This is a genomic window from Bacteroides luti, assembly GCF_900128905.1.
GTDB classification, from domain to species: domain Bacteria; phylum Bacteroidota; class Bacteroidia; order Bacteroidales; family Bacteroidaceae; genus Bacteroides; species Bacteroides luti.
Window position 1 is genome coordinate 226424 of record NZ_FQTV01000001.1, and the last position, 17517, is coordinate 243940.

Here is a 17517-nt window from a genome sequence, read left to right on the forward strand (position 1 = left end):
AAATTAATTTACTACATATTCAGATAATATTCTTTGGTTAGGTCAATATATTCCGGAGTATATTGATGCCTTGCTAATTCAATTATTAAATCATTTGGTTTAGCAAAAATTGTATCTTTTTTGTTTGAAAAGGATATTAATACTCTTTTAGGCGAACTATCTTGTTTGGGCAGAATATTCGTCTGTCTAATTGGGTATAAATCAAAATTAGCTGCAATTTCTATAATTTTATCGATAACATCCGCCGGAATAATTAATGAAAACTTTCCTCTGGGAGATAATAGCTCTGCAGCACCTTCAATAAGTTCATAATATGAAAGTTCATTTGTATGCCGGGCTGTGCTTCGCTTAATATCTGGAGGTAATAAGGAATTTGAGAAGTAAGGAGGATTTGAAACAATAACATCAAATTTAGTATTGCTTTCAAAGGTTTTAAAATCTCCTTGGATAATTGAAATTCGCTCGCTCCAAGGTGATCTGTTTTTATTGTCAGTAGCCTGAATTACAGCATTATTATCAATCTCAATAGCAAAAATATCAGCATTACAACGTTGCGCAATCATTAAAGCCACTAATCCGGTTCCTGTGCCAATATCTAAAACTGAATTTGCATTAGATACATCTGTCCAGGCACCTAAAAGAACTCCGTCTGTTCCAACTTTCATGGCGCATTTATCGTGCCATACGGTGAATTGTTTAAAACTAAAATATGGATTAGGCATTACAGATTATTGAATTTTCGCCAAAAATAAATATTTTAAATAGTTTTTGTGCATTTTTGAAATAATATTTAGCATTTATACTGTTCTTTTCTTTCATTGGAGTTTTATTTTTAATAAAGAATAGATTACCTTTGCAGTCGGTTTTAACTATCGAAAGATATAACCTCGAATAACAAATAAAATGATAAAAAAAGGATATTTAAGTGAAATGGAAGACTCAAATGATAATGGTTTCTCATTTATAGCAGATTTTGAAGGTAATGAGGAACAGATGTTTGATATTAAAGTGGATGACAGCCTTCCTGTCTTACCTCTGCGGAATATGGTTTTATTCCCAGGCGTTGTATTACCAATATCTGTAGGAAGAAAATCATCACTGAAACTTGTAAATGATGCATATAAAAATAATGCATATATAGCAGTTGTTTGTCAGAAAGCAGCTGAAACTGAAAACCCTGATTTTGAAGATTTGCATACAATCGGAACTATTGCAAAAATAGTTCGTGTTCTTGAAATGCCCGATCAGTCCACAACTGTAATTCTTCAGGGAATGAAACGTTTTGAGCTAGAAAGTCTATCAGAAACATTCCCTTATTTGTTAGGCAAAGTTAAGTTACTGGAAGAAGCATTACCAGCAAAAGAAAATAAAGAATTTGATGCCCTGGTTGATGCTTGCAAAGATTTGACTATTAGATACATAAAAGTTTCAGGAACTTTACATCAGGATTCAGCTTTTGCAATAAAAAATATCAGTAACAAAATGTTCCTGATTAACTTTATATGCACAAATATGCCTTTAAAGAAAGATGAAAAGGTGGAATTACTGCAGATTAATTCTTTGCAGGAAAGAGCTTATCATCTTTTGGAAATTCTAAATAGAGAAGTACAGCTAGCTGAAATAAAGGCATCTATTCAAATGCGCGCCAGAGAAGATATTGATCAGCAACAAAGAGAATATTTTCTACAGCAACAGATAAAAACGATTCAAGATGAACTTGGTGGCGGACAAGATCAGGAGGTTGAAGAGTTGCGCCTGAAAGCAACTAAAATGCAGTGGAGCAAAGAAGTCAATGAAATTTTCAATAAAGAATTGGCTAAACTGGAACGTACTCATTCGCAATCACCAGATTATAGTGTTCAGCTAAACTACTTGCAAACAATGCTAAGTTTGCCTTGGAATGTCTATTCTACAGATAATTTCAATTTAAAGAATGCTGAAAAAACTCTGAATAAAGACCATTATGGACTTGAAAAGGTAAAAGAAAGAATTCTTGAACATTTGGCTGTATTAAAATTAAAAGGAGATTTAAAATCCCCTATTATATGTCTTTATGGCCCTCCGGGAGTAGGTAAAACTTCTTTAGGTAAATCAATTGCTGCTGCACTGAAAAGAAAATATATCAGAATGTCTTTAGGTGGAATTCATGATGAAGCAGAAATCAGAGGTCACAGAAAGACATATATTGGTGCAATGCCCGGACGTATAATCAAAGGCTTAATTAAAGCAGGTTCATCTAATCCGGTTTTCATTCTGGATGAAATAGATAAAGTTGGAGCTGACCGCCAGGGAGATCCATCATCGGCATTACTAGAAGTGCTTGATCCTGAACAGAATGGAACATTTCACGATAATTATCTGGATGTTGATTATGACTTATCAAAAGTAATGTTTATTGCAACAGCAAATAATCTTAATACAATTCCTCAACCATTATTGGATCGCATGGAATTGATTGAGGTAAGTGGATATATCACAGAAGAAAAAATTGAAATTGCTCGTCGACATCTTGTACCTAAAGAAATGGATGCCACAGGTATTTCCAAGAATGATATTAAAATACCGAAAGATACATTAGAAACAATTATAGAATCATATACTCGTGAAAGTGGTGTTCGTGAACTTGAAAAGAAGATTGGTAAGATTCTGAGAAAATTAGCTCGCCAATATGCGACTGATGGCTTTTTCAACAAAAAGGATATAAAATCTGAAGATTTATATGATTTACTTGGAGCTGAAGAATATTCGAAGGACAAATATCAGGGAAATGAATATGCAGGAGTTGTAACCGGACTTGCCTGGACTGCAGTTGGTGGCGAAATTCTTTTTGTTGAAACAAGCTTAAGCAAAGGTAAAGGTGGAAAACTTACTTTAACTGGAAACTTGGGAGATGTAATGAAAGAATCTGCTATGTTAGCTTTAGAGTATATTAAAGCCCACTCTTCTATTTTGGCTATTGATGATGAAATATTCGAAAACTGGAATATTCACATCCACGTTCCGGAAGGTGCAATTCCAAAAGATGGTCCATCTGCTGGTATCACTATGGCAACTTCATTAGCTTCTGCTTTAACCCAGAGAAAAGTAAAAAGCAATTTGGCTATGACAGGTGAGATTACCCTACGTGGAAAGGTACTTCCTGTTGGTGGTATAAAAGAAAAGATTTTAGCAGCTAAGCGTGCCGGAATAAAAGAGATTATTTTAAGTACTGAGAACAAAAAGAACATAGACGAAATTCAGGAAGTTTATCTTAAAGGATTGACGTTCCACTATGTAAGTGATATTAAAGAAGTATTTGCACTGGCACTAACTAATGAAAAAGTTGCTGATGCGATTGATTTCTCCATGAAACCAAAAAGTAAATGACATTTGACCTACAATACACGGATTCTAAATCAAATGCTCGTGCCGGATTAATAACTACTGATCACGGGCAGATTGAGACTCCGATTTTTATGCCTGTTGGAACAATAGGTTCTGTAAAGGCTGTGCATCAAACAGAATTAATCCAGGATATTAAAGCGCAGATAATTCTTGGTAATACTTATCATCTGTATTTGCGTCCGGGATTGGATGTTCTGGAAAAAGCAGGTGGGTTGCACAAATTTAATAGTTTTGATCGTCCTATGCTTACAGATAGTGGCGGATTTCAGGTTTTCTCGTTATCTGGCATTAGAAAGTTAAGAGAAGAAGGTGCTGAATTCCGTTCACATATTGATGGCAGCAAGCATATATTTACCCCCGAAAAGGTTATGGATATAGAACGTATAATTGGGGCGGATATAATGATGGCTTTTGATGAGTGTCCTCCTGGAGATTCTGATTATGCCTATGCTAAAAAATCTCTTGGCTTGACACATCGGTGGTTAGATCGTTGTTTGAAGCGATTCAATGAGACGGAACCTAAATACGGATATAATCAATCATTATTTCCTATCGTTCAGGGATGTGTTTATCCTGATCTGCGTAAACAGTCTGCAGAGTTTATTGCTTCGAAAGAATGCGATGGAAATGCTATTGGTGGTCTGGCAGTTGGAGAACCAGTAGAGAAAATGTACGAGATGATTGAATTGGTAAATGAAATTTTGCCAAAAGAAAAACCTCGATATCTCATGGGTGTAGGAACTCCTGTGAATATTCTGGAAGGAATAGAAAGAGGTGTTGATATGTTCGACTGCGTTATGCCTACCCGTAATGGCCGTAATGGTATGTTATTTACTAAAAACGGTATTATGAATATGCGTAATAAGAAATGGGAAACAGACTTCTCTCCTATTGAAGCCGATGGAGCTTCATATGTAGATACGCTATATTCAAGGGCATATCTACGTCACTTATTTCATGCACAAGAATTGTTAGCTATGCAGATTGCATCGATTCATAACCTGGCATTTTATTTATGGTTGGTTGGTGAAGCTCGTAAACATATTATTGCGGGTGATTTTTCTACATGGAAGCCTATGATGGTTAATCGGATTTCGACAAGATTATAACAAATAAAAGGATGAGCAGAAGAATTCTTAAACGGCTGGATTGGTATATAATCAAGAAATTTTTGGGAACATATGTGTTCTCAATTGCTTTGATTATTTCTATAGCCGTAGTATTTGACATCAATGAAAAGATGGATAAGTTCATGGAAAATGAGGCACCTCTAAAAGCTATCATTTTCCAATATTATATAAATTTCATTCCATATTTTGCTAACTTATTCAGTTCTCTTTTTGTTTTTGTTTCTGTTATATTTTTCACATCAAAACTAGCTGAGAATTCAGAGATTATTGCAATGTTTGCTGGGGGAATTAGTTTTAAACGACTGATGCGTCCATATATGATTTCTGCCGCTATTATTTCTATTTTTACTTATGGTTTAGGTTCTTACGTAATTCCTAAAGGTAATGTTACTAAGCTAAATTTTGAAGATAAATACGTTAAGAAGAAAAAGCAAGATTTTGTTCGGAATGTCCAATTGGAAGTAGATACTGGTGTTATAGCCTATATTGAAAGGTATCAAGATTACGATAAAACAGGATATCATTTTTCCTTAGATAAATTCAAGGATAAGAAATTAGTTTCACACCTTACTGCGCAATCAATTTCATACGATTCTACCTCTTTGTATAAATGGACTCTTCATGATTATATGGTGCGAGAGTTAAATGGACTAAAAGAGAAGCTTTATCGTGGAGACAAAAAAGATACGACGATAGTAATGGAACCATCTGATTTCCTTATTATGAAGAATCAGCAAGAAACAATGACCAGTCCGGCTTTACGCGAATACATTATTAAGCAAAAGCAACGTGGATTTGCAAATATAAAAGAGTTTGAGATTGAGTATGAAAGACGAATTGCAATGTCATTTGCCTCGTTCATTTTAACAACTATAGGGCTGGCTCTTTCCTCCCGTAAAATTAAAGGGGGAATGGGATTGCATTTAGGACTCGGTATCGGCTTAAGTTTTACTTATATCATGTTTCAAACAGTATCTTCTACATTTGCAATTAATGGAAATGTTCCGCCGATGATAGCAGTATGGATCCCCAATATGGTATTTACTATTATAGCGATAGCTCTTTATCATAATGCTCCTAAATAAAAGGGGGAGTAGGATTTAAAATTTGATAAAAATGAAAGTTCCGCAACATTGTTATATGACAATAGTTGCGGAACTTTGTTTTTGTTGTATTCTTTTCCCTTAAGTAATTGTCCTCTCTTAATTTATAAAAGAAGAGAGTTCAGATGCAGAGATGTTTTTGGCTATAATTACACCATTTTCATCTAATAAATAGCTACTAAAACCTCTATCTAAGCTATATTCTTTAAAGATTTCAGAGGTTTCACCTTTTGTATCAACGAAACAAACAAGTGATGCTATTTGATCTTTACGTACTGTTTCCTTAAAAACCGACTGATATTCATCAAACGAGATGGAAACAAATTTAACTTTCTTGAAAGAATCCCTGATTGCATTGTTTAAACTAACATTTTGCATTCTGGATTGCGCATCATAACTAGCCCAAAAGTTAATTAGCACATACTGACCTTTCAGGTCTTTCAAATTAAGTTGATGATTTTTGAGAGTAGTTCTGAAACTAAAATCGGGAGCTACATCTCCAATGTTCAAACCGCCAGTGGGTTTGTCTTTTCCAACAAAAGAAGTCAAGGAAGTGATTAATAATACAACAAAAAGCCATTTTACATACTTCATGTAATTAGGTTTTAGTTAATACTATCCAGGACTGCCCTAAACAGCAGCTTCTACCCGGAACATTATCTGGTTTTGTGTGCTTTCAGAAGCGAATTGTCTGAAAATCAAAACATTATTTTTTAGAAGCCTAAGGCAAATATAAGCATATATAATTTATAAATCCAAATATTGTATCTATTAAGCGGCTACTTTTCATATTTTTTATGATAAAACATACAAAAATTGACTACTTTTGCAGCCAAATTAACGAGTAAAATATGAATGAATCAGCAACAGAATTGATATTAATACGTATTACTGGCGAAGACCGCCCTGGACTTACAGCTTCTGTTACAGAAATATTAGCTAAATACGACGTAACCATTCTAGATATTGGTCAAGCCGATATCCACAATACACTATCTTTAGGAATTCTTTTTAAAACAGAGGAACATCATTCCGGCTTTATTATGAAAGAGCTTTTATTTAAAGCCTCTTCTTTAGGCATAACAATTCGTTTCTATCCTATTTCAGTTGAGGAGTATGAGAACTGGGTAGGTATGCAAGGAAAAAACAGATATATATTGACTCTTTTAGGGAGGAAGCTTTCGGCGACTCAAATATCTGCAGTTACAAGGATTGTAGCGGATCAAGGAATGAATATTGATGCAATAAAGAGATTGACTGGCCGTATTCCTCTTGACGAGCAAAAGGCAAATATACGATCATGTATTGAGTTGTCTGTTCGTGGAAATCCAAAAAATCACGAAGAGATGCAAGCTAAGCTCTTGAAGTTATCAGGTGAACTTGATATGGACTATTCGCTTCAGTTAGATAACATGTATCGTAGAATGCGCCGCTTAATATGCTTTGATATGGATTCAACATTGATAGAAACAGAAGTTATTGACGAACTAGCGGTGAGAGCTGGTGTTGGCGATGAAGTTAAAGCTATTACGGAAAGTGCAATGCGTGGTGAAATTGACTTTACTGAAAGTTTTCGTAGAAGAGTTGCTTTACTGAAAGGCCTTGATGAATCGGTAATGAAAGAAATTGCTGAGAAATTACCTATTACCGAAGGTGTTGATCGTCTCATGTTTGTTTTAAAACGCTACGGATATAAAATAGCAATCCTTTCAGGAGGATTTACCTATTTTGGAAATTACCTGAAACAAAAATATGGTATTGATTATGTTTATGCTAACGAATTAGAGATAATCGATGGAAAACTTACAGGAAAATATTTAGGAGATGTTGTTGATGGTAAACGAAAAGCAGAATTATTAAGATTGATAGCTCAGGTAGAAAATGTAGATATAGCACAAACTATAGCTGTTGGTGATGGTGCAAATGACCTTCCAATGCTTGGAATTGCCGGGTTAGGAATTGCTTATCATGCAAAACCAAAAGTGAAACAGAATGCTAAACAGTCAATTAACACGATTGGGCTGGATGGAGTTTTGTATTTCTTAGGTTTTAAAGATTCCTATCTGGATGAACAAGGAAAATTGTAATGCTTATGATTGTAGTTACTAACAATTCTTAGTGCAGAATACAAATCGTGCATTCTTTTTTCTATCTTTGTATATTAATAATTTGATGAATGAAATTTTCGGAACTTAATTTAAATGACACAGTGCTTCAGGCGCTTGATGCCATGAACTTTGATGAGTGCACACCTGTGCAAGAAAACGCTATCCCCGTTATTCTTGAAGGTAAAGACCTAATTGCTGTTGCGCAGACTGGTACAGGTAAAACTGCTGCATTTTTACTTCCTATATTAGATAAACTTTCACGTGAAAAACATCCTGATGATTCTATAAATTGTATCATAATGTCTCCAACGCGAGAGTTAGCTCAGCAAATAGATCAGCAAATGGAAGGCTTTTCTTATTTTATGCCGGTTTCCAGTGTTGCTGTATATGGAGGAAGTGATGGTATTCAGTTTGAGCAGCAAAAAAAAGGACTAACATTAGGTGCTGATGTTGTAATTGCAACTCCCGGACGTCTTCTGAGTCATTTAAGTTTAGGTTATGTAGATTTATCACGTGTTTCTTATTTTGTTCTTGATGAAGCAGATCGTATGCTCGATATGGGATTTTACGATGACATTATGCAAGTGGTAAAGTTAATGCCAAAAGAGCGACAAACAATTATGTTTTCTGCTACTATGCCAGCTAATATTCAAAAATTGGCAAACAATATCTTAAGAGATCCTGTTGAAATTAAACTTGCTGTTTCAAAACCAGCTGAGAAAATTATTCAGGCGGCTTATGTATGCTATGAAAATCAGAAATTAGATATTATACAAAGTCTGTTTATAGATGAAGTGCCTGAAAAGGCTATTATTTTCGCATCCTCAAAGCTTAAAGTTAAAGAAGTTACAAAATCGTTGAAAAGATTAAAGCTGAATGTAGGCGAAATGCATTCAGACTTAGACCAATCTCAACGCGAATTTATTATGCGTGAGTTTAAAAATGGTCGAATAAATATTTTAGTAGCTACTGATATTGTATCCCGAGGTATTGATATTGACGATATAAGATTGGTCATAAACTATGATGTGCCTAACGATTCAGAAGATTATGTACATCGTATTGGTCGTACTGCCCGTGCTAATAATGATGGAGTTGCTATTACTTTTGTCAATGAGAAGGAACAAACAGCGTTTAAATCAATTGAAGATTTCTTAGAAAAGACAATTTATAAAATTCCTGTTCCTGAAAACTTAGGTGAGGCTCCTGAATACAACCCACGTTCACATAATAGAAAAAGTAATTTCAAAGGCAAGAAAAAGTTTTCAGGAAAGAGAAAAGAAAAATAATCAGCTTTATTTCAGTATAAAACAATATTAAGTGGCAATATATAAAGGTATTGTCACTTTTTTTTTAGAAGAAGATTATATCTTTTCGATATAAGTTTCATTCACAATTGCGAGATTAAATAAATCTACAGAGCCAATTAAGTATACAAAAACAGGGTCTCCTAACTTAGTATTCGTAGAATATTCAGATATGAAATCTAGCAGCTTCTCTCCTATTGAGTTTTTAAGCTCCTTTCTAATCTCGCTGAGATTTATTTCTTTTTTTGATAAAAATAGTACTCCTGATAACCAAATTACGGATTCAATTTCTTCTTCCAAAGTAAAGAAACGGACCAAGCGTTGTTGGTCTATTTCTATTACTTGTTTCTTATACAAGTTATCAGGAGAAAGAATTAGATAATGAGAAGCTATTTGTTTCATTATCTAATTCTCGGTTGCTGAGTAGGTTGATTATTAATATTACGCATATCGTTACTTGCATTTTTCTTGCTTTTACGACGAGGTCCTGATGTCCTGAAATCTGTTTTGTTAACAGTATCAATAACCACAGGTTGCGTATTCTGTATTACTTCATGCTTGTTAGCTGTATCCTTCTTCAATGAATCAACTTTATTAACAGGAGACATCTTAGTCATCTGTTTGGTATCCTTCTTTACATGGTACCTTGTTAATGCTATCTTATCTACTATTAAAGCATCTTTAGAGAAATGGCTAAGCTGATCGTAATAAACAAATCCTTTAATCTCCTTTATTTTGCAAGCTGAATCATTTTGAATTCGTATGTCATACATACCAGAATATCTGATATTTCTTGTTTCAGAAATAATTGAATCTGTGCTATATTTAATATTCAATGACATAACAGCATCCTGAGGATGTTGTTTTGCCGAAACAAATGAACACCTGATGCTCCACAAAATAATATCTTTCTCTTTGTAATTACTATCTGGATAGATAGTAAAGAAGAACTTATTTGTAGCTTTAGATTGAGTTAACTTATAAAGTTTTTGTTTGCGCCATACGTTTACGGTATCTCCGGTCTGCGACTGTTGTTGTTCACTTTCACCGCTTGAAGCAATTAAATTAGTGATATCCTCTTTTTGGGAAGTCAGTCTTTTAGTAACTTCATCGTAAATTTTTACAAAGTCCTCTGTGTTTCGAGAATACCATTCAAGTGAATGGTCAAAAGCTTCTTCTGTTATGCCATATTTTTCAAAAACATAATTCATATACAGCGCTTGCTTATAATGTTCTTCAGGTGGCAAATTTGCAGCCATTGATTTGGCTAAATGATAATCTACCAAAACATCTTCCATTTCACCTTTTGAAAGCACATCAGCAGGCATTTTCTTTTTACAAGAGGATAATCCAATGCAAGAAAGAAGAACAAACCCTACAAAAAAATTATTTAGTTTGTGGTTCATCATTATTAATTACTTCTTTTTTAGTAGAATGACCTTCATTCAGATATTTACTATAAAAGAGAAGAAGAGCTACTATACCGCAACTAATTGAAGCATCGGCAAAATTGAATATAGGACTGAAAAATATGAAATGTTCGCCACCAACAAACGGAATCCAGCTAGGCCATGTTGTATCAATTATTGGGAAATAAAACATGTCTACTACCTTACCGTAAAGCAAGGAAGAATAACCTCCGCCGTCAGGCATAAATGTAGCCAACGAAGCATTAATATAATTTTCAGGAACACTTGCGCTAAAAATTACTCCATAAAATATGCTGTCAATGATATTACCTAATGCTCCAGCAAGTATCATTGAAAGACATACTATATAGCCAGTTTTATAATTCTTCTTAACAACCTTAACTATATAATAACCAATTAATGATACAGCAATGATTCTGAATGATGTAAGAAATAGCTTCCCGAATATTTCCATTCCGAAAGCCATTCCATTATTTTCAGTAAAATAAATGTAAAACCAATCCCCGCAAACACGAATATTTTCATGTAAATACATTCCTGTTTTTACGAGGATCTTTATTATTTGGTCAATTACAAGTACAGAAATTATAATCAGAACAGATATCTGTCCTTTCGTAATTTTTATTTTCATTTATTTTTTTCCGTCATTTTTAGCTTCAATGCTCAATGTTGCATGAGGCACAGCGCGTAATCGTTCTGCAGGAATCAATTTTCCTGTTTCACGACAGATACCATATGTTTTATTTTCAATACGCACCAAAGCAGCCTGAAGACTTTGAATAAATTTTTGCTGTCTTAAAGCCAAACGGCCTACTTCTTCTTTAGACAAAGTATTTGCTCCTTCTTCCAGAACTTTGTATGTTGGTGATGTATCAATTATATCATTACCATCCTGATTCATTATACTTAATTTAAGCTGATCGTAATCAAGTTGAGCTTTTTCAAGTTTTTCCTTGATTATAGTGCGGAATTCATCCAATTCCGCATCAGAGTATCTCGTCTTTTCTGCCATAGTTATATTGCTTTAAAGTTTTATTTATTCTTTTACTACATTTACAAATAGAGAGAAATCGTCAAAATTCAATTCTGTCGCGTCTGTTACATTATCAGCTAAAATGAGAGAATTAGACAATACTTGGTTACAAATATAAGAATTATATTCATTTACCGCATCATCTGTCTGTTCATTTTTAGATAATGTAATTTTTATTTTATCAGTAATTTCAAACCCGCTAGATTTACGAATATTCTGAATACGGTTTACTAATTCACGAGCAATACCCTCTTTACGTAGATCTTCGGTTATAGTAACTTCAAGTGCTACAGTTAGTTTTCCTTCATTAGCAACCAACCATCCTGGGATGTCTTCACTGAAGATTTCTACGTCTGTTGCATCAAGAATAGCTTCATTTCCGTCAATCATCAAAGTATATTTACCATTTCTTTCCAGCTCGGCAATTGCATCCTGAGACATTTCTGCAACAAGAGCGGCAACGGCTTTCATTTGTTTACCGAATTTTGGTCCAAGTTTCTTGAAGTCGCATTTCACTTTCTTCACAAGAATACCGGCTGTTCCATCAACAAAATTAAGCTCTTTCACGTTAACTTCGCTCATGATAAGCGACTTTACAGCTTCAATGTGTGCTTTCTGCTTTTCGTCTATAACAGGAATCATGATACATTGAAGTGGCTGACGTACTTTGATGCTTACCTTACGACGTAAAGCTAAAACCATAGAAGTTACATCCTGAGCCATCTGCATTCTTGCTTCCAAATCTTTATCTATAAGATTTGCATTAAATTCGGGGAACTTAGCAAGGTGAACAGAAACAACATTATCACGACCAGTAGCATTGATCAAGTCAGTGTATAATCTGTCAGCGTAGAATGGAGCGATTGGCGCCATTAATTTAGCTACTGCTTCAAGACAAGTATAAAGAGTTTGATATGCAGAAAGTTTATCCTGAGTATATTCACCTCCCCAGAAACGTTTACGGTTAAGGCGAACGTACCAGTTAGACAAGTTATCGTTTACAAAGTCAGAAATCAGACGTCCTGCCTTTGTTGGTTCGTATTCATTGTAGCAAGTATCAACTTCCTTGATCAGAGAGTTAAGTACAGACAATATCCAACGGTCAATTTCCGGACGTTCATTTACCGGAATATCGGCTTCCTGATAAGCAAAGTTATCTACATTTGCATATAATGAGAAGAATGAATAAGTGTTGTATAGTGTGCCGAAGAACTTACGGCGTACTTCTTCAACTCCTTCTACGTCAAATTTCAGGTTGTCCCATGGAGACGAGTTTGTAATCATGTACCAGCGCAAAGGATCCGAACCATATTTCTCAATAGTTGAGAATGGATCTACAGCATTACCTAAACGTTTAGACATCTTATTACCATTCTTATCGAGTACCAATCCGTTTGATATTACAGCTTTATAAGCTACATTATCAAATATCATAGATGCAATTGCATGCAGAGTAAAGAACCATCCACGAGTCTGGTCAACACCTTCTGCAATGAAATCTGCCGGATATACTTCACGGTTATCAAGTAGTTCTTTATTTTCGAATGGATAGTGAATCTGTGCGTAAGGCATTGCACCAGAATCGAACCAAACGTCGATAAGGTCGCTTTCACGTTTCATTGGTTTGCCATCTTCTGATACGAGGATAATATCATCTACGTACGGACGGTGCAAATCAATCTTTTCGTAATTTTCCTTTGTATAAACGCCTGCTTCGAATCCCTTATAAGGATTTTCCTTCATAAAGCCAGCCTTGATAGATTTCTCTATCTCGTTATATAATTGCTCTACAGATTCAATACAGATCTCTGCCGAGTTATCTTCTGAACGCCAGATTGGAAGCGGAGTTCCCCAGTAACGAGAACGGCTAAGGTTCCAGTCATTAAGGTTTTCCAACCATTTTCCAAAACGTCCTGTTCCTGTTGATTCCGGTTTCCAGTTAATAGTTTTGTTAAGCTCCATCATGCGTTCTTTGCATGCTGTAGACTTGATAAACCAGCTGTCAAGAGGATAATAAAGTACAGGTTTGTCTGTACGCCAGCAGTGAGGATAGTTGTGAACATGCTTTTCAATCTTGAATGCAAGATTGGCAGCCTTCATCATCATACAGAGACTCACATCCAGTGTTTCATCTTTTTCTGTAAGATTAGGATCATAGTCATTCTTAACGAAACGGCCTGCATATTCGCTATATAGTTCAACGTTAACTTTCTCTTTTACAAAAGTTTCGTCAAGTTCATCTAAAGTATAAAATTTACCGGTAAGATCAACCATTGGGCGAAGCTCACCTTTCTTGTTAATCAGTTGCAATGGAGGAATACCTGCTGCTTTCGCAACGCGAGCATCGTCGGCACCAAATGTTGGAGCAATGTGAACGATACCTGTACCATCTTCTGTAGTAACATAATCTCCAGGGATTACACGGAAAGCACCTTCACCCGGATTTACCCAAGGCATAAGCTGTTCGTACTCCATGCCAACAAGATCAGCACCTTTGTATTCAGCAATAACCTTAAATGGTATCAGCTTATCTCCTGCTTTGTAATCTTCAAGATTCAGATCGGCAGCTTTAGAATTAAAGTGTGCACTAATCAAGTCTTTAGCTAAAACTACAGTGATAGGTTCGCCTGTATAAGAATTATATGACTGAACAGCCACGTAAGAGATATTTGGTCCTACGCAAAGTGCAGTATTTGAAGGCAAAGTCCATGGAGTTGTAGTCCATGCCATAAAATAAGGAGTTCCCCATGCGGCCATTTCTGCTTTAGGATTCTTCATCTTAAACTGAGCAACCACAGTTGTATCTTTTACATCGCGATAACAACCCGGTTGGTTCAATTCGTGAGAACTTAAACCAGTACCTGCAGCCGGTGAATATGGCTGAATAGTATATCCTTTATATAATAAGTCTTTTTTGTATAGTTGCTTCAATAGCCACCAAAGAGTTTCAATATAGCGGTTATCATAAGTGATGTATGGGTCTTTCATATCCACCCAATATCCCATTTTGTGAGTCAAGTCTTCCCATTCTTTGGTAAACTTCATCACGTCCTTACGACAAGCAGCATTATATTCTGCTACAGAAATAGATTTTCCAATATCCTCCTTTGTAATACCTAAAGCCTTTTCAACACCAAGTTCTACAGGAAGTCCGTGAGTATCCCATCCGGCTTTACGCTTAACCTGAAAACCTTTCATTGTTTTATAGCGACAGAAAATATCCTTAATGGAGCGAGCCATTACGTGGTGAATACCCGGCATACCATTAGCCGATGGAGGTCCTTCGAAAAACACAAACGAAGGACAGCCTTCACGTTCTGTCATACTTTTGGCGAAAACACCGTTTTCATCCCATTTCTTTAGTACATCTTTGTTTACCTGCGAGAGGTCAAACTGAGAATATTCAGTAAATCTCTTACTCATATTTTATGTTATTTCTATTCGTCCTAAAAATTAAGGTGCAAATTTACAAAAAAAAGGCTATATAGAAACTTTTATATAACATTTTTAGGCGAACAATTATTAACTAAACAGAATATTATAATTGTGATTAGTTTTTCTTAGATGCTTGATCTAAATAAAATGCAATCATAGAGATTCTTCCAATTACGATATCTGTTTTCAAGAAAAGCGGGAGAAAATAAAAAAATCGTATTATATCTAGCAATCTAGCGCTACACATATAACAAACTAATTATAAACAAGTTACCACTGCTAGATCAATTCTATTTGATCTAGCAGTGATCTAGCGATCAAGCGCTTTTGCGAGTAATAACAGAATCACAACCGGTAACCAACACTTTAAGCAACCAATATCAGAATTAAAATCTGAACGGAACAAGGTGCTAGATTGCCAGATCAACGCTAGATCAAATTAATTTGATCTAGCACTTATACAACGCTTATATACAACAACTTAAAGTCTACTGCTAGATTGCTAGATCAAATTCGCAAAATTAAAATTTATGTAGTGATTTTGCTGTTTATTAAATGCCGCTCCGGCTCTCTGGAAAGAGGCGACGGGAGTTTATTTAATCTCCCGAGTAGTTTTTTATTCTTCAGGCGGGATATTAATGCGATGTTGTACAAGACAATTAATTCTTCTGTACAAAAGAATTAATTGTTTTGTACAGAAGAATGCAATCTTTTGTACAAGGATACATAAACTAGTCTAGTACTTTTTAAAAAAGCAAACCAGAGTTTTGCTAAACTCTGGTTTGCTTTTCATAAATTCCCGCAATGGAAATTATTCTCCTTTTACAGCCTTAACCTTATGTTCCATCTGATCTATAATACAATTTATTTTTTTGCTATAAAAGTCACTTAAAGGCAGATTGTGATTGCTGATCAAAAAGGGAAGACTTTCACAAGCCTTCCCCTCACCTAATCATTCATGTCATTATCATTATAGCAATTTATTGTTTTAATTAATGATTACTCAAATAATCTGAAACGCCTTCATCTGTGGCTTTTAGTGCATCTTTTCCTTTGCACCAATTTGCAGGACAAACTTCACCAAATTCTTCAAAATGTTGTAGAGCATCTACTACTCTTAATGCTTCGTCAACACTTCTTCCTAATGGAAGATCATTTATTACACAATGTCTTACCACTCCATTTTTATCAATTAGGAATAATCCTCTATATGCTACAGGTAGTCCATTACATACCCAATTACCATCCTCGTCAGGAGAATATCCTCCGGCCAGTACTCCGAACTTTTCTGATATTGATTTTGAGAAGTCAGAAACAATAGGGTATTTTACGCCCTGTATTCCACCATTCTTTTTAGGTGTATTTAACCATGCAAGGTGTGAGTACTCAGAGTCTACCGAACAACCTACTACCGCTACACCTCTTTTTTCAAATTCTTCCAGTTTCTCTTGGAATGCATGTAATTCAGTAGGACAAACAAATGTAAAGTCCATTGGGTAGAAGAAGAATACTACGTATTTATTTCCTTCATATTGTGCCAATGAAAAATCATTTACTATCTTATTTCCGTCTACAACTGCTGAAGCAGTAAACTTAGGTGCCTTTTTTCCAATTAGTGATCTCATAATTTTTATTTTAATATTTAACGTTTTATTTTTCTGTGAGCAAATCTATTATATAAATTATTTACATCCAAATAAATCCAATTGATACTTTCTATGGGATTATAGACAAAACCTATTACACGAATTAATGCTCAATTATATTATTCATAACCAAAATATTATATTAAAACACTTGTCTGTTTAGTATTGTTTTGTAGCTTTGCTTATTAGTTACTTAAACCATAAAAAAGCATTGTACTATGAAGTTTTTTATTGACACAGCAAATTTGGATCAAATCAGAGAAGCCAATGATCTTGGAGTACTCGATGGAGTGACGACTAACCCTTCACTGATGGAAAAAGAAGGTATTAAAGGAAAAGAGAATCAGCAAAAACACTATATTGAGATTTGCAATATAGTAGATGGTGATGTTAGTGCAGAAGTTATTGCTACAGATTACGAAGGTATGATTAGGGAAGGTGAAGAATTAGCAGCTCTTCATCCACATATTGTAGTGAAAGTTCCATGCATTGCAGATGGAATAAAAGCTATTAAGCACTTTTCAGGTAAGGGAATCCGTACAAATTGCACGCTTGTTTTCTCTCCCGGACAAGCTCTGTTGGCTGCAAAGGCCGGCGCCACATACGTATCTCCTTTTGTTGGCCGATTGGACGACATCTGTAGCGATGGAATTGATGTTGTTCGCAAAATAGTTGAAATGTATTCGCTATACGGATTCAAAACTCAAGTACTTGCTGCCTCAATAAGACACACTCAACATATTATTCAATGTATTGAAGTTGGAGCAGACGTTGCAACATGTCCGCTTAGTGCTATAAAAGGCTTGCTAAAGCATCCGTTGACAGATAGCGGACTGGCCCAATTTCTGGCTGATTACAAGAAAGTGAATGGATAAACTATTCATATCAAGTATATAATATTAAAGGATGATAGATCTTAAAAAATCAGTTCATCCTTTTTT

The 17517-nt window shown here is 35.0% G+C and carries 14 protein-coding genes; 6 read left to right on the forward strand and 8 right to left on the reverse strand.

The window, feature by feature from the left end; genetic code table 11:
• Positions 1-11 precede the first annotated feature (11 nt).
• Positions 12-722 (reverse strand): tRNA1(Val) (adenine(37)-N6)-methyltransferase, encoded by a 711-nt coding sequence (locus BUC21_RS01020; protein ID WP_073398654.1) that lies wholly within the window; start codon positions 720-722, stop codon positions 12-14.
• Positions 723-903: 181 nt separating this feature from the next.
• On the opposite strand from BUC21_RS01020, the gene lon reads away from it, so the two are divergent.
• Genes lon through BUC21_RS01035 form a run of 3 tightly spaced genes read left to right on the forward strand, consistent with a single transcriptional unit; the run spans position 904 to position 5599 of the window.
• Positions 904-3366 (forward strand): endopeptidase La, encoded by a 2463-nt coding sequence (gene lon, locus BUC21_RS01025; protein WP_073398655.1) that lies wholly within the window; start codon positions 904-906, stop codon positions 3364-3366.
• Entirely contained in the window at positions 3363-4493 is a 1131-nt protein-coding gene (tgt, locus tag BUC21_RS01030; RefSeq protein ID WP_073398656.1) for a tRNA guanosine(34) transglycosylase Tgt, read from the forward strand. The genes lon and tgt overlap by 4 nt, the downstream gene beginning before the upstream one ends.
• Positions 4494-4504: 11 nt before the next feature.
• Positions 4505-5599 (forward strand): LptF/LptG family permease, encoded by a 1095-nt coding sequence (locus BUC21_RS01035; RefSeq protein WP_073398657.1) that lies wholly within the window; start codon positions 4505-4507, stop codon positions 5597-5599.
• Positions 5600-5716: 117 nt separating this feature from the next.
• Here BUC21_RS01035 and BUC21_RS01040 read toward each other — a convergent pair whose 3' ends face one another.
• Positions 5717-6211 (reverse strand): TlpA family protein disulfide reductase, encoded by a 495-nt coding sequence (locus tag BUC21_RS01040; protein WP_073398658.1) that lies wholly within the window; start codon positions 6209-6211, stop codon positions 5717-5719.
• A gap of 257 nt (positions 6212-6468) precedes the next feature.
• On the opposite strand from BUC21_RS01040, the gene serB reads away from it, so the two are divergent.
• A complete protein-coding gene (gene serB / locus BUC21_RS01045; protein ID WP_073398659.1) occupies positions 6469-7704 on the forward strand; it encodes a phosphoserine phosphatase SerB in 1236 nt (411 codons plus the stop codon).
• Positions 7705-7793: 89 nt separating this feature from the next.
• Positions 7794-9014, forward strand: a complete 1221-nt coding sequence (locus tag BUC21_RS01050; protein ID WP_073398660.1) for a DEAD/DEAH box helicase — start codon at positions 7794-7796, stop codon at positions 9012-9014.
• A 75-nt stretch (positions 9015-9089) separates the two neighbouring features.
• On the opposite strand, the gene BUC21_RS01055 is transcribed toward BUC21_RS01050, so the two are convergent.
• The 6 genes from BUC21_RS01055 to BUC21_RS01080 all read right to left on the reverse strand — a co-directional run bounded on the left by BUC21_RS01055 (position 9090) and on the right by BUC21_RS01080 (position 16555).
• A complete protein-coding gene (locus tag BUC21_RS01055; RefSeq protein WP_073398661.1) occupies positions 9090-9434 on the reverse strand; it encodes a hypothetical protein in 345 nt (114 codons plus the stop codon).
• Positions 9434-10441 (reverse strand): DUF4296 domain-containing protein, encoded by a 1008-nt coding sequence (locus tag BUC21_RS01060; protein WP_073398662.1) that lies wholly within the window; start codon positions 10439-10441, stop codon positions 9434-9436. Before BUC21_RS01060 ends, BUC21_RS01055 begins: the two co-directional genes overlap by 1 nt.
• On the reverse strand, positions 10419-11093 hold the full coding sequence (locus BUC21_RS01065; protein ID WP_073398663.1) for a lipoprotein signal peptidase: 675 nt from the start codon (positions 11091-11093) through the stop codon (positions 10419-10421). Before BUC21_RS01065 ends, BUC21_RS01060 begins: the two co-directional genes overlap by 23 nt.
• Positions 11094-11474, reverse strand: coding sequence for a TraR/DksA family transcriptional regulator (locus BUC21_RS01070; RefSeq protein ID WP_073398664.1), 381 nt, complete (start codon positions 11472-11474; stop codon positions 11094-11096).
• Between the two features lie 24 nt (positions 11475-11498).
• Positions 11499-14918, reverse strand: a complete 3420-nt coding sequence (ileS, locus tag BUC21_RS01075; RefSeq protein ID WP_073398665.1) for an isoleucine--tRNA ligase — start codon at positions 14916-14918, stop codon at positions 11499-11501.
• 1004 nt (positions 14919-15922) lie between these two features.
• Positions 15923-16555, reverse strand: coding sequence for a peroxiredoxin (locus BUC21_RS01080; RefSeq protein WP_073398666.1), 633 nt, complete (start codon positions 16553-16555; stop codon positions 15923-15925).
• 239 nt (positions 16556-16794) lie between these two features.
• Between BUC21_RS01080 and fsa the strand changes: the two genes are divergently transcribed.
• Complete coding sequence (gene fsa, locus BUC21_RS01085) at positions 16795-17451, forward strand: fructose-6-phosphate aldolase (protein WP_073398667.1); 657 nt, start codon at positions 16795-16797, stop codon at positions 17449-17451.
• The last annotated feature ends 66 nt before the right edge of the window (positions 17452-17517 follow it).

Excerpts from the sequence above, each read along its gene's own strand:
- tgt (WP_073398656.1), top strand. The coding sequence starts at position 3,363 with ATGACATTTGACCTACAATACACGGATTCTAAATCAAATGCTCGTGCC.
- serB (WP_073398659.1), top strand. The coding sequence starts at position 6,469 with ATGAATGAATCAGCAACAGAATTGATATTAATACGTATTACTGGCGAA.
- fsa (WP_073398667.1), top strand. The coding sequence starts at position 16,795 with ATGAAGTTTTTTATTGACACAGCAAATTTGGATCAAATCAGAGAAGCC.
- BUC21_RS01035 (WP_073398657.1), top strand. The coding sequence starts at position 4,505 with ATGAGCAGAAGAATTCTTAAACGGCTGGATTGGTATATAATCAAGAAA.
- BUC21_RS01055 (WP_073398661.1), bottom strand. The coding sequence starts at position 9,434 with ATGAAACAAATAGCTTCTCATTATCTAATTCTTTCTCCTGATAACTTG.
- lon (WP_073398655.1), top strand. The coding sequence starts at position 904 with ATGATAAAAAAAGGATATTTAAGTGAAATGGAAGACTCAAATGATAAT.
- BUC21_RS01065 (WP_073398663.1), bottom strand. The coding sequence starts at position 11,093 with ATGAAAATAAAAATTACGAAAGGACAGATATCTGTTCTGATTATAATT.
- BUC21_RS01040 (WP_073398658.1), bottom strand. The coding sequence starts at position 6,211 with ATGAAGTATGTAAAATGGCTTTTTGTTGTATTATTAATCACTTCCTTG.
- BUC21_RS01080 (WP_073398666.1), bottom strand. The coding sequence starts at position 16,555 with ATGAGATCACTAATTGGAAAAAAGGCACCTAAGTTTACTGCTTCAGCA.
- BUC21_RS01070 (WP_073398664.1), bottom strand. The coding sequence starts at position 11,474 with ATGGCAGAAAAGACGAGATACTCTGATGCGGAATTGGATGAATTCCGC.
- BUC21_RS01020 (WP_073398654.1), bottom strand. The coding sequence starts at position 722 with ATGCCTAATCCATATTTTAGTTTTAAACAATTCACCGTATGGCACGAT.
- ileS (WP_073398665.1), bottom strand. The coding sequence starts at position 14,918 with ATGAGTAAGAGATTTACTGAATATTCTCAGTTTGACCTCTCGCAGGTA.
- BUC21_RS01060 (WP_073398662.1), bottom strand. The coding sequence starts at position 10,441 with ATGATGAACCACAAACTAAATAATTTTTTTGTAGGGTTTGTTCTTCTT.
- BUC21_RS01050 (WP_073398660.1), top strand. The coding sequence starts at position 7,794 with ATGAAATTTTCGGAACTTAATTTAAATGACACAGTGCTTCAGGCGCTT.